This window comes from Stenotrophomonas sp. EMP41, from assembly GCF_047495535.1.
Lineage (GTDB): Bacteria > Pseudomonadota > Gammaproteobacteria > Xanthomonadales > Xanthomonadaceae > Stenotrophomonas > Stenotrophomonas sepilia.
Map to the genome: position 1 here is coordinate 2,830,914 of NZ_CP179923.1, position 20,155 is coordinate 2,851,068.

A 20,155-nucleotide genomic window follows, 5' to 3' on the forward strand; every position below is an offset into this window, starting at 1 on the left:
CACTACTCGGCCGGCACCCGCACCTTGCCTTCCATCAGCACGCGGGCACTGCGGCTCATGATGGCCTTGGTCACCGTCCACTGGCCGTCAACGAGACCGGCCTGCGCACCCACGCGCAAGGTGCCGGAGGGATGGCCGAAGGTCACCGCTTCGCGTTCGCCGCCTCCAGCAGCGCGATTGACCAGCGTGCCCGGAATCGCTGCTGCGGTGCCGATCGCCACGGCGGCAGTCCCCATCATCGCGTGGTGCAGCTTGCCCATCGACAACGCACGCGCATGCAGGTCGATCGCCGACGCCGGAATGGCCTTGCCACTGGACGACACGTAGTCCTGCGCCGGTGCCACGAAGGCCACCTTCGGCGTGTGCTGGCGGGTGGCCGCATCTTCCAGGTTCTTGATCAGACCCATGCGCAAGGCGCCGTAGGCGCGGATGGTCTCGAACTTCTGCAGCGCGGCCTTGTCTTCGTTGATCGCCGGCTGCAGTTCGGTGCCGGTGTAGCCCAGGTCGGCCGCATTGAGGAAGATGGTCGGAATGCCGGCGGTGATCATGGTCACCTCGAAACTGCCAACGCCCGGCACGTCCAGGGTATCGACCAGGTTGCCGGTCGGGAACATCGCGCCCGCATCGCCGTCATCGGACGGATCGATGAACTCCAGCTGGATCTCGGCCGCCGGGAAGGTCACGCCATCCAGCTCGAAATCACCGGTCTCCTGCACTTCGCCATCGCGCATCGGCACGTGGGCGATGATGGTCTTGCCGATGTTGGCCTGCCAGATGCGCACGGTGCACAGGCCATCGCGCGGTACGCGGGCCGGATCGATCAGCCCATTGGCGATCGCGAACGGACCCACCGCGGTGCTGAGATTGCCGCAGTTGCCGCTCCAGTCGACGAAGGCGGTGTCGATCGAGACCTGGCCGTACAGGTAGTCCACATCGTGATCCGGCACCGAGGCGGTGGAGATGATCACGCACTTGCTGGTGCTGGAGGTGGCGCCGCCCATGCCGTCAGTCTGCTTGCCATACGGATCGGGCGAGCCGATCACGCGCATCAGCAGCGCATCGCGTGCGGCGCCCTGCACCCGCGCGGCTTCTGGCAGGTCCTGCAGGCGGAAGAACACGCCCTTGCTGGTGCCACCGCGCATGTAGGTGGCGGGAATACGGAGTTGCGGGAGGAAGGTCATGGATGTGTTCCTTGCAAAGAAAGACGGCCCGTTACCGGGCCGTCGGTTGCCTTACGCCACCTTGGCGCCTTCCAGGAAGTCCTGGGCGAAGCGCTGCAGCACGCCACCGGCTTCGTAGATCGCCACTTCCTCGTCGCTGTCCAGGCGGCAGGTGACCGGCACGACCAGGTCCTGGCCGTCGCGGCGGTGGATGACCAGGGTCAGGTCGGCGCGCGGGGTGCGCTCGCCCACCACGTCGAAGGTCTCGGTGCCATCGATGCCCAGGGTCAGGCGGGTGGTGCCCGGCTTGAACTCCAGCGGCAGCACGCCCATGCCGATCAGGTTGGTGCGGTGGATGCGTTCGAAGCCTTCGGCCACGATCGCTTCCACACCGGCCAGGCGCACGCCCTTGGCGGCCCAGTCACGCGAGCTGCCCTGGCCGTAGTCGGCACCGGCAATGATGATCAGCGGCTGCTTGCGCTCCATGTAGGTCTCGATCGCTTCCCACATGCGCATCACCTTGCCTTCCGGCTCCACGCGCGCCAGCGAACCCTGCTTCACGCTGCCATCGTCGTTGCGCACCATTTCGTTGAACAGCTTCGGGTTGGCGAAGGTGGCGCGCTGCGCGGTCAGGTGGTCACCGCGGTGGGTGGCGTAGGAATTGAAGTCCTCTTCCGGCAGGCCCATCTTCGCCAGGTACTCACCGGCGGCACTGGAGGCCAGGATCGCGTTGGACGGCGACAGGTGGTCGGTGGTGATGTTGTCCGGCAGCACCGCCAGCGCGCGCATGCCCGACAGCGTGCGCTCGCCGGCCAGTGCGCCCTCCCAGTACGGCGGACGACGGATGTAGGTGCTCTGCGGGCGCCAGTCGTACAGCGGGCTGACCGCCGCGCCATGCTCCACGCGCACGTTGAACATCGGGTTGTAGACGCGGCGGAACTGCTCCGGCTTCACCGAGGCCTTGACCACGGCGTCGATCTCGGCATCGCTGGGCCAGATGTCCTTCAGGCGCACTTCGTTGCCGTCGGCGTCCACGCCCAGCACGTCCTTCTCGATATCGAAGCGGACGGTGCCGGCGATGGCATAGGCGATCACCAGCGGCGGCGACGCCAGGAAAGCCTGCTTCGCATACGGGTGGATGCGGCCATCGAAGTTGCGGTTGCCCGACAGCACGGCCGTGGCGTACAGGTCGCGATCGATGATCTCCTGCTGGATGGCCGGATCGAGCGCGCCGCTCATGCCGTTGCAGGTGGTGCAGGCGAAGGCGACGATGCCGAAGCCCAGCTTTTCCAGGTCCGGCAGCAGGCCGGCTTCTTCCAGGTACAGCTGCACCGCCTTCGAGCCCGGCGCCAGCGAGGACTTCACCCACGGCTTGCGCAGCAGGCCACGTTCATTGGCCTTGCGCGCCAGCAGTGCGGCAGCGATCACGTTGCGCGGGTTGGAGGTGTTGGTGCAGCTGGTGATGGCGGCGATGATCACCGCGCCATCCGGCATCAGCCCCTGCGCCTGCTCGGCCTTGCCCGCTGCCAGCTTGGCCTCGTCGGCGATGCCGCGCTCGGCCAGCTCGGCGGTGGCCACGCGCTTGTGCGGGTTGGATGGACCGGCCATGTTGCGCACCACGCTGGACAGGTCGAAGCGCAGCACGCGCTCGTACTGTGCGGTGGCCAGGTCGTCGGCCCACAGGCCGGTGGTGCGCGCATAGTTTTCCACCAGTGCCACCTGCGATTCCTCGCGTCCGGTCAGGCGCAGGTAATCGATGGTCTGCCCGTCGATGTAGAACATCGCGGCGGTCGCGCCGTATTCGGGGCACATGTTGGAAATGGTGGCGCGGTCACCGATGGTCAGTGCCGCAGCCCCCTCGCCGAAGAACTCAAGGTACGCACCGACCACGCGCTCCTTGCGCAGGAATTCGGTCAGCGCCAGCACCACGTCGGTGGCGGTGATGCCCGGCTGCGGCCTGCCGGTCAGCTCGACGCCGATGATGTCCGGCAGCCGCATCCACGAGGCACGACCGAGCATCACGTTCTCGGCTTCCAGGCCGCCCACACCGATCGCGATCACGCCCAGCGCATCCACGTGCGGGGTGTGGCTGTCGGTGCCCACGCAGGTGTCGGGGAACGCCACCCCGTCCTGCACGTAGACCACCGGCGACATCTTCTCCAGGTTGATCTGGTGCATGATGCCGTTGCCCGGCGGAATCACGTCCACGTTCTGGAACGCCTGCTTGGTCCAGTCGATGAAGTGGAAACGGTCTTCGTTGCGGCGATCCTCGATCGCACGGTTCTTCTCGAACGCCTGCGGGTCGAAACCACCGCACTCCACCGCCAGCGAGTGGTCGACGATCAGCTGCACCGGCACCACCGGATTGACCTTGGCCGGGTCACCGCCCTTGTCGGCAATCGCATCGCGCAGGCCGGCCAGGTCAACCAGTGCGGTCTGGCCGAGGATGTCGTGGCAGACCACGCGCGCGGGGAACCATGGGAAATCGAGGTCGCGGCGGCGCTCTATCAGCTGCTTCAGCGAGTCGCCGAGCGTGGCCGGATCGCAGCGGCGCACCAGGTTCTCGGCCAGCACGCGCGAGGTGTACGGCAGAGTGGCATAGGCGCCGGGCTGGATCGCATCGACGGCGGCGCGCGCGTCGAAATAGTCCAGCGCGCTGCCGGGGAGGTTCTTGCGGTAATCGGTATTCATGGGCTGGCGGAATGCTTGGGGCGGGCCGGGTGCCGGCGGTGCGGCGGCGAAAGCATCCGGCCGGCACGCGGCCGGCCGGATGAGTACAGCAGGTGGATCAGACGCGCTTGTCGATGGCGACGAAGTCGCGGTCTTCCGGACCGATGTAATTGGCGCTCGGGCGGATGATCTTGCCGTCGATGCGCTGCTCGATGATGTGCGCGCTCCAGCCGGCGGTGCGGGCGATTACGAACAGCGGAGTGAACATCGCGGTCGGCACGCCCATCATGTGGTAGCTGACGGCGCTGAACCAGTCCAGGTTCGGGAACATCTTCTTGATGTCCCACATCACCGATTCCAGGCGCTCGGCGATGTCGTACATCTTCATGCTCGACTGCTCTTCGGACAGCTCCCGGGCCACGTCCTTGATCACCTTGTTGCGCGGATCGGAGACGGTATAGACCGGGTGGCCGAAGCCGATCACCACTTCCTTGCGCTCGACGCGGGCCTTGATGTCTTCCTCGGCTTCATCCGGGTTGTCGTAGCGCTTCTGCACTTCGAACGCCACTTCGTTGGCGCCGCCATGCTTGGGACCGCGCAGCGCGCCGATGCCACCGCAGATCGCGCTGTACATGTCGCTGCCGGTGCCGGCGATGACGCGGCAGGTGAAGGTCGAGGCGTTGAACTCGTGCTCCGCGTACAGGATCAGCGAGGTGTGCATCGCCTTCACCCACGACTCCTGCGGCTTCTCGCCGTGCAGCAGGTGCAGGAAGTGGCCACCGATCGAGTCGTCATCGGTTTCCACGTCGATGGCGCGGCCGTTGTGGCTCCAGTGGTACCAGTACAGCAGCATCGAACCGAGGCAGGCCATCAGCTTGTCGGCAATGTCGCGCGCGCCTGGATGGTTGTGGTCATCCTTCTCCGGCGCCACGCAGCCGAGCACGGACACGCCGGTGCGCATCACGTCCATCGGATGCGCCGACGGCGGCAGCTCTTCCAGCGCGGCCTTCACCGCGGCGGGGATGCCACGCAGCGACTTCAGCTTGGCCTTGTACGAAACCAGCTCGGCGCGGGTCGGCAGCTTGCCGTGCACCAGCAGGTAGGCGATTTCCTCGAACTCGCTGGTGTTGGCCAGGTCCAGGATGTCGTACCCGCGGTAGTGCAGGTCGTTGCCGCTGCGGCCCACGCTGCACAGCGCGGTGTTGCCGGCCGCGGTGCCGGACAGGGCGACGGACTTCTTCGGCTTGAAGGTCGGGGTTGCGGTCGTATCGTTCATGTTTCCCTCCGAAACTTGATGGTGCAGGGTACTGCTTATTTCTTGGCGGCGAACAGCGCATCGAGCTGCTGCTCGAAGGCGTGGTAGCCGATGCGGTCGTACAGCTCTTCGCGGGTCTGCATGGTCTCCACCACGTTGCGCTGGTGGCCATCGCGGCGCACCGCCTGGTAGACGTTCTCGGCCGCCTTGTTGGCCGCGCGGAACGCCGACAGCGGGAACAGCTGGATGGCAACGCCGGCCGAGGCCAGTTCATCGCTACTGAACAGCGGGGTGGCGCCGAATTCGGTGATGTTGGCCAGCACCGGCACCTTCACCGCGTCGACGAAGCGACGGTAGGTGTCCAGGTCGTAGGCCGCCTCGGCGAAGATGCCGTCGGCACCGGCCTCGACACAGGCGATGGCACGCTCGATGGCCTTGTCCACGCCGTCCACCTGGATGGCGTCGGTACGCGCGATCAGGAAGAAGTCCGGGTCGGTCTTGGCATCGGCGGCAGCCTTCACGCGGTCGACCATTTCACCCTGCGAGACGATCTCCTTGCCCGGGCGGTGACCGCAGCGCTTGGCGCCAACCTGGTCTTCGATGTGGCAGGCAGCCGCGCCGGCCTTGATCAGCGACTTCACGGTGCGCGCGATGTTGAACGCGCTCGGGCCGAAGCCGGTATCGATGTCCACCATCAACGGCAGGTCGCAGACATCGGTGATGCGGCGCACGTCCACCAGCACGTCTTCCAGGGTGTTGATGCCCAGGTCCGGCAGGCCCAGCGAGCCTGCGGCAACACCACCGCCGGACAGATAGATGGCGCGGAAGCCGGCGCGCTTGGCCAGCAGGGCGTGGTTGGCGTTGATGGCGCCGATCACCTGCAGCGGCGATTCGGCAGCCAGCGCCTCACGGAAGCGGGCACCGGCGGAGAAAGGGGCGGAAGCGGTCATGCGGCGATCCAGGTTGAAGTACGGGACAGAGGGCGCAAGCCCCATGCCAAGCTGCAAGCCGTTGATTTCACAGGCATGACCACCCCGCAACAGTGAAACATATGAAACATTGAAACAGATGTATCATGAAACACTTCTACCAATCGCTGCCCCCATGTACCTGCCCCGCTCCCCGCTGCGCCACGCCGATGCCGACCCCGGCCGCCCGGTGATCTGGACCGTCAGCGTCTCGCGCCTGACCGGCCTGCTCGGCGACGTCATTCCCGAGTTCGACCGCCGCGCGCGCATCGAGCAGATCAACCTCGGCTTCGAGGAAGCGGTGGACGTGATCGGCCAGCGTCTGCGCCGCGAGCACTGCGACGTAGTGATCGCCGGCGGCTCCAATGCGGCCTGGCTGCGCGGCCGGCTGGAGTTGCCACTGGTGCCGATCCAGGCCAACGGCTTCGACCTGATGGAAGCGCTGGCCCGTGCCCGCCGCATCGCCAGCCGCATCGGCCTGGTCACCCACGCCAGCGACGTACCCGTGTTCAGCAACTTCCAGCAGAGTTTCGGCCTGGATATCGAGCATCGCCGCTTCGTCACCCGCGAGGACGCGCGCGACTGCATTGCTGACCTGCGCGCCAATGGCATCGAGGTGATCGTCGGCACCGGTATGGCCATCGACCACGCCGAACAAGCCGGCCTGCCCGGCGTGCTGCTGTACTCCGCCGATTCGGTACGGCAGGCGTTCGAACACGCCCTCGAACTGACCCAGACCCTGGCCCGCTCCAGTGGCAACCGATCCACCCCGCGCCGGCGCCCTGCAGCGCGTGCCGATACGCACGAACTGCTCGGCGACAGCGACGCGATGGCGCAGGTGCGCGCACAGATCGCGCTCTACGCACCGCACGACAGCACCGTGCTGGTCACCGGCGAAACCGGCACCGGCAAGGAACTGGTAGCGCGCCAACTGCACGCCGCCAGTGGCCGTCGTGGCCGCTTCGTGGCACTGAACTGCGGCGCCATCAGCGAATCACTGCTGGAAGCGGAACTGTTCGGCTACAGCGACGGCGCCTTCACGGGTGCACGGCGCGGTGGTCGCGTCGGCCTGGTCGAGGCCGCCGATGGCGGTACGTTGTTCCTGGATGAGATCGGCGAACTGCCGCTGCCGTTGCAGACCCGCCTGCTGCGCGTGCTGGAAGAACGCGAGGTGCTGCGTGTCGGCGCTACTGAACCGACCGCAGTCGACCTGCGCGTGGTGGCCGCCACCCTGCAGTCGCTGGAGCAGCGCGCGGCGACCGGCAGCTTCCGTCGCGACCTGTATTACCGGCTGGCCGCACTACGCATCGCCCTGCCCCCGCTGCGTGCGCGGCGCAGTGACATCCCGCTGCTGGCACAGCACTTCTTCCGCCAGCTGCGCGGCATCGACGCGCCACTGGATGAGGCGGCGCTGGCGCTACTGTGCGCGGCCGAGTGGCCGGGAAACGTGCGCGAGCTGCGCAATCTGGTCGATCGCCTGCGCATCCACTGGCAGCCCGGTGAAGGGCTGATTGATGCCGCGCGACTGCTGCAACTGGCACCCGAGCTGGTGAATGAAGGTGCCCCTGCACTGACGGTGGAAAGCAACGGCAAGCGGCCGCCGCGTGCGCAGTTGGAAACGCTGTTGCAGGAACACCGCAATGACCGTGAGGGCATGGCACAGGCGTTGGGGGTATCCCGCACCACGCTGTGGCGCTGGCTGCGCGCAGAAGGGTTGTAGAAGTCGAGCTTGCTCGACTGCTTCATCTAAGCCGCCCGATCATCATCGTTGATGTACCAAACAATGAAATCTACGAAATTCTTCCAACGGGCAGGAGTTTTACCTGAAAGAAACTGATCATGCCGAGCCAGGCAATAGTCATGCACAACTTCCTTTCGCACATCGTATAAATACATCCCCTCACCTTCGTCAGATGACAACGGAAGAAAATCCGCTGGGAGCTCGTAACGATCCCAAACGTACTCAGCCTGGTCTGGAATCTTCGGAATTCCAGGACCAACGATACGCAACAATTCAAGCCTACCGCTCACAGCAGGCAGCGCGCCATTGACCGCCATGTAAAAAATCCACATATCGCAGTGAGGAGCAACGCCCAAGCGACGCATGACGTCGGCCGCCGAAGCGCAATCAGGATTCCGACGATCCGGGTACGCGCGAACCACGCGCTGGATCAGATCATTCATCCGCATTCAACTGCCTCCGCATCACTCAATGTTCAACGCGCGCAGCGCGCTTCGATCGCGAACCGTCCACTCCCCACTGCGGCAATCCATAGCAGCAGTACGCCCAGCGGCACTTCGCTCAGGTAGAAGAACCAGCTCAGCCAATCCGGCACGCTCAGTCCCGCAGGAATGCGCGCGATACCATCGGTCAGCGCCGCCACTGCGCAGATCGCCGCCAGCAGCAGGGCCGAAGGGCGGCTCACCAGCCCCAGCACAAGCAGGCCGCCGGCGATCCATTCAATCGCACCGAGCACCGGCGCACTGAATACCGGGAACGGGATACCCGCATCGACCAGCGTATGCACCATGCGCTCGCGCCCGGCGTCAGTGAACACCTTGTTCCAACCGGAGACGCAGAACATCACCCCGGCCACGATGCGGGCGAGCAACAGCAGGAGCGCTTCCACGCCGCGACGCGGGGGAGGTACGGCGAACAGGCATCGCCAGGAAGGCATGGCAACTCCGGAAGTCGAGATCATCCGTCGGAGTGTGCCGGTTGGTTGCCTGCCCGCAGATGAAGCAAGCCGGTCCATTTGCGACAGCCTGCTCTTGTAGAGTCGAGCCCTGCTCGACTGCCTCATGCGTCGGGGCAGCAGCCGAGCATGGCACGGCTCTACAACCGCCGTGCGTCGGCCAGCAGAAGCTCAATTTCCTCCACCTGCACCACCGGCACCTGCCACGGGTGATGCGGCGCGATGCCCTGTTCGAAGATGCGCTGCAGCCGCTGCGGATCGCGCGGCAGGCAGAATTCCAGGCGTACGCTGTCGACCACTTCGGTGCGCCCCGCCTCACCCTGTACGGGCGACGCACCCACGCGCGGGCGGAACTGTTCGAACCCCGGCGCCGACCACCACATCCCGTGCTCGTAGTCGCCGGCCGCCAGCGCGTCCACCGCCAGGATGCCCTGCTTCACCGCGCCCAGTGCTGCCGACGGCACGAACACCACCACGCGATACAGCGCCACGCGATTCACGCCGATGGCTCCAGTGGCAAGCGGAAATAGACCACCCGTTCGGTCTCTTCGAAGCCGCAGGCCCGATGCGCGGCGTGAGCCTGCACGTCTTCCACGCGACTGTCCGAAGCCAGTTCGCGGCAGCCCGCATCGCGCGTCCACGCCTGCACCGCCGCCAGCAGGGCGCGGCCGACGCCGCGGCCTTGCCACTGCGGCTGCACGTACCAGCCCTCCAGGAACCCCACCGGCGAAGACTCGGTGCCGTTCACGTAGTCATGGCGCAGGCGCACTTCAGCGAAACCAACCGCCTCGCCATCCGCCGCACAGGCCAAGAACACAGCACCTTCGGCATCTGCCAGCGACTGCGTCAGTTCCTCCAGCGGATCATCGGCATCAGGCCACAGGCCGAGACGCAACTGCGCCCACGCGGCCGCATCGGCCGGCGTGGCCTGGCGGATCGTGGGCGCGCTGTCGATCACGGATACAGCAGGCGCTTGCTCCAGCGCCCTTCAGCACCGGCTTCATAGCACCAGCGCTCGTGCAGGCGGAACTGCGCGCCGTACCAGAACTCGATGCGGTCGGGCACCACGCGCAGGCCGCTCCAGCCGTCCGGGCGCGGCACGTCCTTGCCCTCGAAGCGGGCTTCGACCTCGGCCACGCGCGCATCGAATTCCTCGCGCGTGGCCAGCGTCTTCGACTGCTGCGAGGCCCACGCGCCGATCTGGCTCATGCGCGGGCGGCTGGCGAAATAGGCATCGGCTTCGGCATCGGCGACCTGCTCGACGCGACCCTCGATGCGCACCTGGATACCGGCCTCGCGCAGGCTGCGCCACAGGAACAACAGCGCGGCCTGCGGATTGGCCTGCAGCTCCCGGCCCTTATGGCTGTCCAGGTGGGTGTAGAACACGAAACCACGCTCGTCGAACGCCTTCAGCAGCACGGTACGTGCCGAGGGACGGCCGTGCGTATCGGCAGTGGCCACGGTCATCGCGTTCGGCTCGACCTCGCGGCTCTGTTTGGCTTCTTCGAACAGGCCGGTAAACGTGGACAGGGCTTCGGCGTACAGGTCGCTCATGATTGCGTTCTTCTCACACGGATTGGGCTATTGTGGCTGCATGGCCGCTGCTGCGTATATGCCCCAGGTGAAAGGATTCCCCGAAACATTGGCCGAACAGGTGCTGGACGATGCACTGGGCAGTGGCGCAGCGGTTCCAGTATTGGCGATCAGCGGCCTGCAGGGGAGCGGCAAATCGACGCTGGCCGCGCAGGTCGTGGCCCGCGCCCAGGCACGCGGCCTGAACGCAGCCACGCTGTCGATCGACGACGTCTACCTGACCCGCGCACAGCGCCAACGGCTGGCCCGCCAGGTGCACCCACTGCTGATCACCCGCGGCCCACCCGGCACCCATGACCTGCCGCTGGCCCATGCGGTATTGAACGCCGTGGCCGCACGCCAGCCCTTCGCAATGCCGCGTTTCGACAAGCTGGCCGACGAGCGCCTGCCCGAAGCGCAATGGCCGCGTCTGCAACAACCGCTGGACCTGCTGGTGTTCGAAGGCTGGTTCCTGGGCACGCCCGCGCAGGATGACGCTGCGCTGGACAGCCCGTTGAACGCACTGGAACGCGAGGCCGACGCCGATGGCCGCTGGCGGCGCTGGTGCAACCAGGCGCTGGCCCGTGACTACCCGGCGTTGTGGCAGCGCTGCGACCGCCTGTGGTTCCTGCAACCGCCGGATTTCGCGGTGGTACCGCGCTGGCGCTGGCAGCAGGAGCAGAACCTGCAGGCCGCGCAGCCGGGCCGGCACGGCATGAGCCGGCCGCAGCTGGAGCGTTTCGTGCAGTACTACGAGCGGGTCAGCCGGCAGGCACTGCGCACGCTTCCCACGCTCGCCGACCACGTCGTGGTCCTGGACGGCCAGCGGCAGGTGCAGGCCGTGCGCTGAGCGCGGCTATTCCACCAGGAAGGTCACCCGCAGGTTGACCCGCCATTCGGTGATCTCGCCGCTGCCGTTGGTGACCACCTTGGTCTCGTTCACCCAGGCGCCCTGGATGCCCTTGACCGTCTCGGAGACCTTCTTCAGCCCGCTGCGCACGGCGTCCTCCACGCTTTTCGGCGAGGAGGCGGTGATTTCGATGACCTTGGCGACCGTCATGGCCTGTACTCCGGCTGGCGCGGGAGACCCCGCTGGAACGCCTACCCTGACGTGAAGAACGTAAAGGCCAGGGCACGGAGGTGTTAGCATCAGAGGGCATGAATCCTGCTCCGAACCTGATCCTGATCGGCCCGATGGGCGCCGGCAAAACCTGCATCGGCCGCCGCCTGGCCGAGCGCTTCACGCTGGACTTCGTCGATGTCGACCAGGCCATCGTCGATGCCGCCGGTGCCAGCATCCCGACCATCTTCGAGCACGCTGGCGAAGCCGGTTTCCGCAACCATGAACGCGAGGCCCTGGCCCGCGTGCTGGAAGGCCGCGGCCAGCTGGTCTCCACCGGCGGCGGCGCGGTGCTGGACCCCGGCAACCGTGCACTGATTGCCCGGCGCGGCTTCGTGGTCTACCTGCGGGTCAGCGTGGCCGCGCAGCTGGAACGCCTGGCCCGCGACAAGGGCAGGCCGCTGCTGCAGCGCCCGGACCGCGAGCAGGTGCTGCAGGATCTGGCCGCACAGCGCGACCCGCTGTACCGCGAACTGGCCGACCTCACCCTCGATACCGACCCGTATACCGCTGCCGACGCGACTGCCCAACTGGTAGTCAGGCTGGCCACGCAATGGCAGCGCCAGGACATGACCGCATGACTTCCCCCGCCCTGCTGCAGGTCGCCGTTGGCGGCGATCGCCCCTACTCCATCACCATCGGCGCCGGTGCCCTGGCCGATGGCGCTGCACTGGTTTCACACGTGCGCGGCCGCCATGTGCTGCTGCTCAGCGATAGCGAAGTGGCTCCGCGCTATCTGGCGTCGGTCAAGCAGACGCTGCTCGCCGCTCGCCCTGACCTGATCATCGGCGAGCACGTGCTGGCCGCGGGCGAAGCCTCCAAGACGCTGGCCGAATTCGGCCGCGCGATCGAAGCACTGGCCGCGCTCGGCGCCACCCGCGACGCCTGTGTGTTCGCCCTCGGCGGCGGCGTGGTCGGTGACCTTGCCGGTTTTGCCGCCGCCTGCTGGATGCGCGGCGTGGACTGCGTGCAGCTGCCGACCACCCTGTTGGCGATGGTCGATTCGTCGGTGGGCGGCAAGACCGCGGTCGACATCCCTGCCGGCAAGAACCTGGTCGGCGCGTTCCATCCACCGCGTGCGGTGATCGCTGATACCCGCGTGCTGGCCACCCTGCCGCCGCGCGAACTGCGCGCGGGCCTGGCCGAAGTGGTGAAGTACGGCGCGCTGGGCGATGCGGTGTTCTTCGAATGGCTGCAGCAGCATGCCGATGCGCTGCTGGCCGGCGAGGATGCCGCGCTGGCCGAAGCCATCGCGCGCAGCTGCCGGCACAAGGCCGCCATCGTCGAGCGCGATCCGTTCGAGAAGGGCGAACGTGCCCTGCTCAACCTCGGGCATACCTTCGGCCATGCCATCGAGACCGAACAGGGCTACTCGGCTCCGGGCCGCGATGCGCTGAACCATGGCGAGGCGGTGGCGGTGGGCATGGTGCTGGCGGCAAAGCTGTCCACCGACCTGGGCCTGGCCGACGATGCCGACCGCGCACGCCTGCAGGCGCTGCTGGAACGCCTCGGCCTGCCGGTGGCAATCCCGGCCGGCCTCGACCCGCAGGCCCTGCTCGGCCGCATGCGCCTGGACAAGAAGAACGTGGCCGGCCGCCTGCGCCTGGTGTTGTGGCGCGGGATGGGCCGTGCCGAAGTGGTGCCGGACGTCGATGAGGCGGCGGTACTGAAGGTGCTGGCGGTCCGGTAGTGCCGGCCGCTGGCCGGCAACGTCAGCAACGGGGAAGCCGGCCAGCAGCCGGCACTACCACGTTGCGGCAGGGGTCACCCCTGCCCCGCTACAATCGGCGCCATGCACGTCTACCTGCAACATCCCGACGCCGGTGCACAGGCACCGCGCTTCCTGCGCCTGAGCCTGCTGCCGGACCTGTTCGGCGGCTGGGAGCTGCTGCGCGAGAGCGGTCGCGTCGGTGGCCGCTCGCAGCTGCGGCGCGAGCTGTTCCTGCAGGCCGACGACGCCCGCCACGCCTTTGAGAAGGCCCGCGATGCCGAACTGCATCGCGGCTTCCAGATCCTTTCGCACGGCGACTGACGCCGCTGCTCCTCCCGTCCAAGGAATGCCCATCGTGACCAGCCCTCTCCGCAACGATCGCCTGCTGCGCGCCCTGCGCCGCGAACCGGTGGACTGCACCCCCGTCTGGCTGATGCGCCAGGCCGGCCGCTATCTGCCGGAATACCGCGCGACCCGGGCCAAGGCCGGCAGCTTCCTGGCCATGGCCAAGACCCCGGAGATCGCCTGCGAAGTCACCCTGCAGCCGCTGCGCCGGTTCCCGCTGGACGCAGCCATCCTGTTCTCGGACATCCTCACCATTCCCGATGCGATGGGCCTCGAGCTGTACTTCGTCGAAGGCGAAGGCCCGAAGTTCCGCCATCCGGTGCGTGATGAAGCGGCCATCGCCAAGCTGGCGGTGCCGGACATGGAGCAGGACCTGGGCTACGTGATGGATGCGGTACGCCTGATCCGCCGCGAGCTGGACGGCCAGGTGCCGCTGATCGGCTTCTCCGGCAGCCCCTGGACGCTGGCCTGCTACATGGTGGAAGGCGGCGGCAGCAAGGATTTCGCACGCATCAAGGCGATGGCGCTGAACCATCCGCAGGCGCTGCACCGCCTGCTGGAAGTCACCACCGACGCGGTGATCGCCTACCTCGGTGCGCAACGCGCGGCCGGTGCGCAGGCGCTGCAGGTGTTCGACACCTGGGGGGGCGTGCTGTCCCCGGCGATGTACCGCGAGTTCTCGCTGCGTTACCTGCAGCGGATTGCACAGGGCCTGGATCGCGGCGAAGGCAGCGAGCGCACGCCGCTGATCCTGTTCGGCAAGGGCACCGGCCTGCACCTGGAAGCACTGTCGCAGACCGGCGCCGATGCACTTGGCCTGGACTGGACGCTGGACCTGGACGAGGCAATGCGCCGCACCGGTGGTCGCGTCGCCCTGCAGGGCAACCTCGACCCGACCACGCTGTACGCCTCGCCGGATGCGATCGCCACGGCGGCAGCGCGCGTGCTCGACACCTATGCCGCCGGCAACGGCGGCTCGCGCGAAGGCCATGTGTTCAATCTCGGCCACGGCATGTCGCCGGACATGGACCCGGCGCACGTGCAGGTCCTGGTCGACGCGGTGCACGCGCACAGCCAACGCTGAGCATTCCGTATGCCATCACGGCGCGATGTTGATCGCGCCGTGACCCGCAGTGCGCGATCATGGCGGCCCCCACGCTGCACCGGCCACACCCCATGTCCACATCGCCATCGACCTACAACCGCCAGCGCCCCCTGCTATGGCTGGTGTCCCTGGCGATCTTCATGCAGATGCTGGACTCGACCATCGTCAACACGGCGTTGCCGGCGATGGCGGCCAGCCTGGGCGAGAGCCCGCTGCAGATGCAGTCGGTGGTGTTCAGCTATGCGCTGGCGGTCGCCACCTTCATTCCCGCCTCGGGCTGGATCGCCGACCGCTATGGCACCCGGCGCACCTTCCTGGTGGCGATCATCCTGTTCACCCTCGGCTCGCTGGCCTGCGCGTTGGCCCAGCACCTGCACCAGCTGGTCGGCGCGCGCGTGCTGCAGGGCATCGGCGGTGCGATGCTGCTGCCGGTCGGTCGGCTGGCGGTGATGCGCTCGGTGCCGCGCGAGGATTTCCTGCGTGCGATGAGCTTCATCGCCATCCCCGCGCTGGTCGGCCCGCTGATCGGGCCGACGCTGGGCGGCTGGCTGGTCGAGATCGCCTCATGGCACTGGGTGTTCCTGATCAACCTGCCGATCGGCGTGATCGGTTTCATCGCCGCGATGAAGATCATGCCCGACCACTACGCCAGCCATCGCACCCGTTTCGACCTGCGCGGCTACATCATGCTGGCCTTTGCGATGGTGGTGCTGTCGCTGGCATTGGACGGCATCTCCGGACTCGGCACCCCGCACGCGCTGGTGATGTTGATGACGGTCGCGGGCCTGGCTGCGCTGGTGGGCTACTGGCTGCATGCCGCCAATTCCACCGCGCCCTTGTTCTCGCTGGCCCTGTTCCGCGTACCCAGCTACCGCATCGGAATCCTCGGCAACCTGTTCTCGCGCATCGGCAGCAGCGCCATGCCGATGCTGATCCCGCTGCTGCTGCAGGTCGGCCTCGGTCTGGGCCCGATGAACGCCGGCCTGATGATGGTACCGGTGGCGGCCGCCGGCATGGTCTCAAAGAAACTGGCAGTGAAGCTGGTCGAACGGTACGGCTATCGCCGCGTGCTGATGACCAACACCGTGCTGGTGGGGCTGGCAATGGCCAGCTTCATCCTGATGACACCTGGCCAGCACCTGGCCTGGCGCCTGGTGCAGCTTGCGTTCTTCGGCGCGGTCAATTCATTGCAGTTCACCGTGATGAACACCGTGACGTTGCGCGACCTTGATCGCGAATTCGCCAGTTCCGGCAACAGCCTGCTGTCGATGGTGATGATGCTGGCCGCCGGTTTCGGCGCCGCGGCGGCCGGCAGCCTGCTGGCCGCATTCGGCAATCACCTGGACAGCAACAGCGCGACCGCCGCGCTGCATGCCACATTCCTGTGCGTGGGCGCGATCACCCTGACCTCAACGATGATCTTCTGGCAGCTGCCTGACACCAAGCCCGAACCGCGGCAGGTCGAGCACGTCGCGGAGTAAGCGGGTCCGGCAGGGCCTGCGGCCCTGCACCCGCGGTAGTGCCGGCCGCTGGCCGGCAACAGCAACAGCCAAAGCGGCATTCCGTGGGTTGGCGGGGCGGTGTCGCAGTGCGGGGACGCCGCAAGTACGTCCCTGTAGGCTTGGCAGCCGCATCCATGCGGCTGACACCCCGCACTGCGACACCCCCCACCTCTGACAGATGGTCGCTGCTGTTGGTGGGTGTCGACCTTGGTCGACACATCTGTCAGATATCGAAATACATCTGGGGTCAGATCCGTTTTCCTTCGGAAAACGGATCTGACTCCGAGCGTCGTTCCGACAGATCGCGGAAAACTATCGAAGGCGGGGTGGGTCCGGTTGCGGGAGTGTCCGCGGCATGGATGCCGCGGCCAAGCCCCCATGGATGGGTTTACGGCGTCTCCCGCAACCGGATCCACCCCGCCATCCCAAGGAATGCAGGCTTTTGACGTTGACGTTGATTCTGCAGGTGCAGGGCTGCAAGCCCTGCAATAAACCCTACCTGCCCATCGCCCTGGCGATCGCCTCCACCAGCAGCTCACCGGTTACTGGCTTGCGCAGGAAGCCGCCAATGCCGGCTGCTTCCACCTGCTGCTGCAGGTCCGGATCGGTGCGTGCGGTCACCGCCAGCAACGGCAGCATGTAGCCCTGGTTACGCAGGTGCTGGGCCAGTTCGAAACCGCTCAGGCCCGGCAGGTCCAGATCCAGCAGGCCGACGTCGAAATCGCCGGCACTGATCTCGCGCAGCGCCGCCAGCGCATGGCCGGCATGCACCACCTCGTGGCCGCGTGCGCTCAACAGGCCACGCACCACGTCGGCCACGGTGGCATCGTCCTCGACCAGCAGCACCCGCAGCGGCGGCATGTTCGCCGTTTCGTCGCGATGCCCCTCGGCCGACGCCTCGGCATCGCTGTTCACCACCAGCGGCAATGGCAAGGTCACGCCGAAACAGGTGCCCCGGCCCAGCTGGCTCTCCACCTGGATCCGCCCCTGCATCGCATGCGCCAGCTCGCGGCAGATCGCCAGACCGAGGCCACTGCCACCGTACTGCGCCGCGGTACGTGCACCATCGGCCTGCTCGAAGCGACGGAACAGGCGCTGCTGTTGTTCCTGGCTGATGCCCGGGCCGGTATCGCGCACCTCGAAGTGCAGCGCACGCAGCTCGCCATCGCAACGTGCGTGCAGGGTGATAGTGCCGCGGCTGGTGAATTTCACTGCGTTCGACAGCAGGTTGAGCAGGATCTGCCGCACGCGCATGGCATCACCGGTCGCCTGCAGGCCCGGCGGCAGCTGGTTGTCGAGGACGAAGCGCAGGCCCTTCTGTGCAGCCAGCGGGCCCATCAGCGCCGCCAGATCCTGCAACAGGCCAATCAACGCAAACGACTGCGACTGCAGTTCCAGGCGCCCCGACTCGATCCGCGCCAGGTCCAGCGCATCGTTGACCAGGTGCAGCAGGTGCTCGCCAGCATGCCGGATCGACTGCGTGTAGCCACGCTGCTGCGGGTCCAGTGGCGAGGCCAGCAGCAGCTCGCTCATGCCCAGCACGCCGGTCATCGGCGTGCGGATCTCATGGCCAAGGTTGGCCAGGAAGCGGGTCTTGGCCGCCGACGCCTGCTCGGCCAGTTCCTGCTTGTGCAGCGCCAGCTGGTAGGCGTGGCGCCGCTGCAGGCGGCGTCGGTACAACCAGGCAAACCAGCTGGTCAGCAGCAACCCGACCGACGCCAGCACCAGCAGGCCGGACAGGCTGCGCCACCACGGCGGCTGCACGCGGAATTCCAGGCTCTGCACCCGCGACCACACATGGTCGGCCGACCGGGCCTGTACTTCCAGCCGGTAGCTGCCCGGCGCCAGGCGCGAGAACAGGCGCTCGCCGGCCGGGCCGACTTCGACCCAATCGGGGTCGTAGCCGGCCAGGCGGTAGCGGTACGTATTGGACGCGGAGTCGGCGAAGGACAGCAATCGCGCGACGATGCGCAGGTCGCGGTCGCCATCGGCGATCTGCAACGGCGCATCGTGGGTCATGTCCAGCACCTGCTCGTTGCGGCGCACTTCCACCCGCTCGATCACCAGCGGGGCGCGACGGACCGAAGGCCGTACCTGCTCCGGGTCGAACACCACCGCGCCCGCTGCCGTTCCGGCCACCAGGTGGCCATCGGCCGCTGCGATCAAGGTGTGCTCGCGGAATTCCTGGCTTGGCAGGCCGTCGTGCACGCCGTACAGGCGCACGCTCTGCCCATCGGCACTGACGCGTACCAGGCCGCGTGCGCTGGTCGCCCAGGCCACGCCCTGCGCATCCACCACCAGGCCGGAGGCGGAGATCGCCGGATAGCCCTGTTCGGCACCGACCACCGCCTGCCGTTCCAGCCGCCCCTGGCTCCAGCGGTAACGGGACAGGCGACCATCCTCGGACAACCAGACCTGGCCGTCACGGCCCACATGCAACGCATGGATCGCCGTTGCCGGCGCACCCGGCACCGGCTGGAAGCGCTCGCTTTCCGGCAGCCACTGCAGCAGGCCACGGCTGCTGGCCAGCCAGATGTGGTCCTGCGGACCGCATTCCACATCGAGGTTGAGCTGGCCCTGCTGCAGGCCGCGCTGGCCATTGTCCAGCTGGCGCCGAACGTGGCCGTCGAGGTCGCGCTGCTGCAGGCCTGCGGGCAGCATCAACCAGAGGCTGTCGCCGTCGCAGGTCATCATCGCTTCGACGACTCCTTCCATCGCCGCATCTGCACCGGCGTCACGGCCCCAACGACGCAGTTCGCGCCGTTGCGGGTCGTAGCGCACCAGCGCATCGGTCGATCCAATCCAGACCTGGCCGCGCCGGTCCTCACGCACCGAGGTCAACCAGTGCATGCCATTGACCCAGGTGCGATGCTGCTCGATCCTGCCGGTCTTCGGGTCGAAGCGGTCCAGCGCGCCATGGCTGCCCACCGTCCAGACGCCGCCGTTGCTGGAGGGGCTAGTACCCAGCACGAGCGCATTGCGCAGCGAGCTGGGGTCGTCCTCCAGGCGCGACAGCACCGAGAACTGCCACCAGCGTGGCAGCAGGTGCCACAGCCCGGCATTGGTGCTGGCCAACCAGATGCCACCTTCGCGGTCCTCGTAGGCCCCGGTCCAGTTCGGCCGTACCGGACCGCGCGCGATCGCGCTGTACAGCGGCACGGTCTGGTACTGGCCATCGACCGCACGCCCCAGCCCGGTGCGCGTATCCAGCCAGTGCCCGCCCTGCTCGTCGCGCAGCATCATGCCCAGCACCTGCTCGCCCGGCGGCAGCTTCCACGGGGGGGCTTCGAAGCGGCCATCCGGGCGGCGCACGGTGGCGCCGGCCATCGTGCTGATCCATAGGCTGCCATCCGGTTCGGCGGTCAGCCCGTTGATCAGCAGGCTGGGGATGATGTCCGTGCCGACACGCTCGAAGTCGGTCCCGGTCCAGCGCGCCACGCCATGCTTGGTGCCGATCCACAGGCTGCCATCGGCCAGCGTGGCCAGGTAGGGCACCGACGACGAAGGCAGGCTGCGCGGATTGTTCGGCTCGGGCAGGAAGCGCTGCAGGCGATCCTGGCTGTCCAGGCGGTACAGGCCGCCTTCGTGGGTACCGAACCAGATCGAGCCATCAGGCGTACTGGCCAGGCTCCAGACCGTGTTGGTGCCCATCAACGGCTGGCTGCTGCGGTCGTAGAAGTGCAGCTGGCGGCGGTCGGCCGACATGCGCACCAGGCCCGCGTTCTCGGTGCCTATCCACAACTGGTTGCGGGCATCGACCAGCACCGTCCAGATGCGGTTGTCACGCAGTCCATCCTCGGAACGCCACACGCGGTAGGTGCGGCCGTCATAGCGGGCCAGGCCATCGTTGGTGGCGATCCACAGGTAGCCGTAACGGTCCTCGGCCATGCGATTGACGGTATTGGACGGCAGGCCATCGAACACCGTCACCTGCCGCGGGCTCGGAGGCACCGGCTGTGCCGCAGCGGGCAACGCGCAGCACAGGAGGACCAGCAGCAGCATCGCCGCCCGCAGATACACCACCGATTGCCTCCTCACGCTGGTCCTGATG

At 67.2% G+C, this 20,155-nt stretch carries 18 protein-coding genes; 7 read left to right on the forward strand and 11 right to left on the reverse strand.

Translation table 11 applies throughout. The annotated features are described in order from the left end of the window. Positions 1–2: 2 nt before the first annotated feature. The 4 genes from prpF to prpB all read right to left on the reverse strand — a co-directional run bounded on the left by prpF (position 3) and on the right by prpB (position 6,035). Complete coding sequence (gene prpF / locus ACMGRF_RS13045) at positions 3–1,181, reverse strand: 2-methylaconitate cis-trans isomerase PrpF (RefSeq protein ID WP_312549979.1); 1,179 nt, start codon at positions 1,179–1,181, stop codon at positions 3–5. 51 nt (positions 1,182–1,232) lie between these two features. Next, positions 1,233–3,851 (reverse strand): Fe/S-dependent 2-methylisocitrate dehydratase AcnD, encoded by a 2,619-nt coding sequence (gene acnD, locus ACMGRF_RS13050; RefSeq protein ID WP_414485263.1) that lies wholly within the window; start codon positions 3,849–3,851, stop codon positions 1,233–1,235. A 97-nt stretch (positions 3,852–3,948) separates the two neighbouring features. Next, entirely contained in the window at positions 3,949–5,106 is a 1,158-nt protein-coding gene (gene prpC / locus ACMGRF_RS13055) for a 2-methylcitrate synthase (protein ID WP_049413436.1), read from the reverse strand. Positions 5,107–5,141: 35 nt separating this feature from the next. Further along, on the reverse strand, positions 5,142–6,035 hold the full coding sequence (gene prpB, locus ACMGRF_RS13060) for a methylisocitrate lyase (RefSeq protein ID WP_099494743.1): 894 nt from the start codon (positions 6,033–6,035) through the stop codon (positions 5,142–5,144). A 154-nt stretch (positions 6,036–6,189) separates the two neighbouring features. Between prpB and prpR the strand changes: the two genes are divergently transcribed. Further along, entirely contained in the window at positions 6,190–7,773 is a 1,584-nt protein-coding gene (gene prpR, locus ACMGRF_RS13065) for a propionate catabolism operon regulatory protein PrpR (RefSeq protein ID WP_262256577.1), read from the forward strand. Positions 7,774–7,799: 26 nt separating this feature from the next. Here prpR and ACMGRF_RS13070 read toward each other — a convergent pair whose 3' ends face one another. From ACMGRF_RS13070 to pdxH, 5 genes are all read right to left on the reverse strand, one after another. Further along, the gene (locus ACMGRF_RS13070) at positions 7,800–8,237 is read right to left on the reverse strand and encodes an SMI1/KNR4 family protein (protein ID WP_414485264.1); all 438 of its coding nucleotides are present in this window, start codon (positions 8,235–8,237) and stop codon (positions 7,800–7,802) included. A gap of 32 nt (positions 8,238–8,269) precedes the next feature. Then, positions 8,270–8,731, reverse strand: coding sequence for a DoxX family protein (locus ACMGRF_RS13075; RefSeq protein ID WP_134709670.1), 462 nt, complete (start codon positions 8,729–8,731; stop codon positions 8,270–8,272). Positions 8,732–8,889: 158 nt separating this feature from the next. Next, positions 8,890–9,249 carry a hypothetical protein gene (locus tag ACMGRF_RS13080; RefSeq protein ID WP_049440617.1) on the reverse strand — a complete coding sequence of 120 codons (360 nt, stop codon included), beginning with the start codon at positions 9,247–9,249 and terminating at the stop codon, positions 8,890–8,892. Continuing rightward, positions 9,246–9,707 carry an aminoglycoside N-acetyltransferase AAC(6')-Iz gene (gene aac(6')-Iz, locus ACMGRF_RS13085; RefSeq protein ID WP_414485265.1) on the reverse strand — a complete coding sequence of 154 codons (462 nt, stop codon included), beginning with the start codon at positions 9,705–9,707 and terminating at the stop codon, positions 9,246–9,248. The genes ACMGRF_RS13080 and aac(6')-Iz overlap by 4 nt, the downstream gene beginning before the upstream one ends. Then, complete coding sequence (gene pdxH, locus ACMGRF_RS13090) at positions 9,704–10,303, reverse strand: pyridoxamine 5'-phosphate oxidase (protein WP_049413428.1); 600 nt, start codon at positions 10,301–10,303, stop codon at positions 9,704–9,706. The genes aac(6')-Iz and pdxH overlap by 4 nt, the downstream gene beginning before the upstream one ends. Before the next feature lie 40 nt (positions 10,304–10,343). On the opposite strand from pdxH, the gene ACMGRF_RS13095 reads away from it, so the two are divergent. Continuing rightward, positions 10,344–11,171 (forward strand): kinase, encoded by an 828-nt coding sequence (locus tag ACMGRF_RS13095; RefSeq protein ID WP_180880585.1) that lies wholly within the window; start codon positions 10,344–10,346, stop codon positions 11,169–11,171. A gap of 6 nt (positions 11,172–11,177) precedes the next feature. On the opposite strand, the gene ACMGRF_RS13100 is transcribed toward ACMGRF_RS13095, so the two are convergent. Next, entirely contained in the window at positions 11,178–11,381 is a 204-nt protein-coding gene (locus ACMGRF_RS13100) for a dodecin family protein (RefSeq protein WP_005410663.1), read from the reverse strand. Positions 11,382–11,479: 98 nt separating this feature from the next. On the opposite strand from ACMGRF_RS13100, the gene ACMGRF_RS13105 reads away from it, so the two are divergent. The 5 genes from ACMGRF_RS13105 to mdtD all read left to right on the forward strand — a co-directional run bounded on the left by ACMGRF_RS13105 (position 11,480) and on the right by mdtD (position 16,083). Then, entirely contained in the window at positions 11,480–12,022 is a 543-nt protein-coding gene (locus ACMGRF_RS13105; RefSeq protein ID WP_049413424.1) for a shikimate kinase, read from the forward strand. Then, entirely contained in the window at positions 12,019–13,131 is a 1,113-nt protein-coding gene (gene aroB / locus ACMGRF_RS13110) for a 3-dehydroquinate synthase (RefSeq protein ID WP_049413422.1), read from the forward strand. The genes ACMGRF_RS13105 and aroB overlap by 4 nt, the downstream gene beginning before the upstream one ends. A 102-nt stretch (positions 13,132–13,233) precedes the next feature. Continuing rightward, on the forward strand, positions 13,234–13,473 hold the full coding sequence (locus ACMGRF_RS13115; RefSeq protein ID WP_049413420.1) for a WGR domain-containing protein: 240 nt from the start codon (positions 13,234–13,236) through the stop codon (positions 13,471–13,473). 25 nt (positions 13,474–13,498) lie between these two features. Beyond that, a complete protein-coding gene (gene hemE, locus ACMGRF_RS13120) occupies positions 13,499–14,581 on the forward strand; it encodes a uroporphyrinogen decarboxylase (RefSeq protein WP_049440605.1) in 1,083 nt (360 codons plus the stop codon). 92 nt (positions 14,582–14,673) lie between these two features. Continuing rightward, a complete protein-coding gene (gene mdtD, locus ACMGRF_RS13125) occupies positions 14,674–16,083 on the forward strand; it encodes a multidrug transporter subunit MdtD (RefSeq protein ID WP_005418383.1) in 1,410 nt (469 codons plus the stop codon). Between the two features lie 516 nt (positions 16,084–16,599). Here mdtD and ACMGRF_RS13130 read toward each other — a convergent pair. Beyond that, on the reverse strand, positions 16,600–20,127 hold the full coding sequence (locus tag ACMGRF_RS13130; RefSeq protein ID WP_414485266.1) for an ATP-binding protein: 3,528 nt from the start codon (positions 20,125–20,127) through the stop codon (positions 16,600–16,602). Between the last annotated feature and the right edge of the window lie 28 nt (positions 20,128–20,155).

Bases quoted from the DNA above. Each gene is read 5' to 3' on its own strand.
- prpF (WP_312549979.1), bottom strand. From the start codon at position 1,181: ATGACCTTCCTCCCGCAACTCCGTATTCCCGCCACCTACATGCGCGGT.
- acnD (WP_414485263.1), bottom strand. From the start codon at position 3,851: ATGAATACCGATTACCGCAAGAACCTCCCCGGCAGCGCGCTGGACTAT.
- prpC (WP_049413436.1), bottom strand. From the start codon at position 5,106: ATGAACGATACGACCGCAACCCCGACCTTCAAGCCGAAGAAGTCCGTC.
- prpB (WP_099494743.1), bottom strand. From the start codon at position 6,035: ATGACCGCTTCCGCCCCTTTCTCCGCCGGTGCCCGCTTCCGTGAGGCG.
- prpR (WP_262256577.1), top strand. From the start codon at position 6,190: ATGTACCTGCCCCGCTCCCCGCTGCGCCACGCCGATGCCGACCCCGGC.
- ACMGRF_RS13070 (WP_414485264.1), bottom strand. From the start codon at position 8,237: ATGAATGATCTGATCCAGCGCGTGGTTCGCGCGTACCCGGATCGTCGG.
- ACMGRF_RS13075 (WP_134709670.1), bottom strand. From the start codon at position 8,731: ATGCCTTCCTGGCGATGCCTGTTCGCCGTACCTCCCCCGCGTCGCGGC.
- pdxH (WP_049413428.1), bottom strand. From the start codon at position 10,303: ATGAGCGACCTGTACGCCGAAGCCCTGTCCACGTTTACCGGCCTGTTC.
- ACMGRF_RS13095 (WP_180880585.1), top strand. From the start codon at position 10,344: ATGGCCGCTGCTGCGTATATGCCCCAGGTGAAAGGATTCCCCGAAACA.
- ACMGRF_RS13100 (WP_005410663.1), bottom strand. From the start codon at position 11,381: ATGACGGTCGCCAAGGTCATCGAAATCACCGCCTCCTCGCCGAAAAGC.
- ACMGRF_RS13105 (WP_049413424.1), top strand. From the start codon at position 11,480: ATGAATCCTGCTCCGAACCTGATCCTGATCGGCCCGATGGGCGCCGGC.
- aroB (WP_049413422.1), top strand. From the start codon at position 12,019: ATGACTTCCCCCGCCCTGCTGCAGGTCGCCGTTGGCGGCGATCGCCCC.
- ACMGRF_RS13115 (WP_049413420.1), top strand. From the start codon at position 13,234: ATGCACGTCTACCTGCAACATCCCGACGCCGGTGCACAGGCACCGCGC.
- hemE (WP_049440605.1), top strand. From the start codon at position 13,499: ATGCCCATCGTGACCAGCCCTCTCCGCAACGATCGCCTGCTGCGCGCC.
- mdtD (WP_005418383.1), top strand. From the start codon at position 14,674: ATGTCCACATCGCCATCGACCTACAACCGCCAGCGCCCCCTGCTATGG.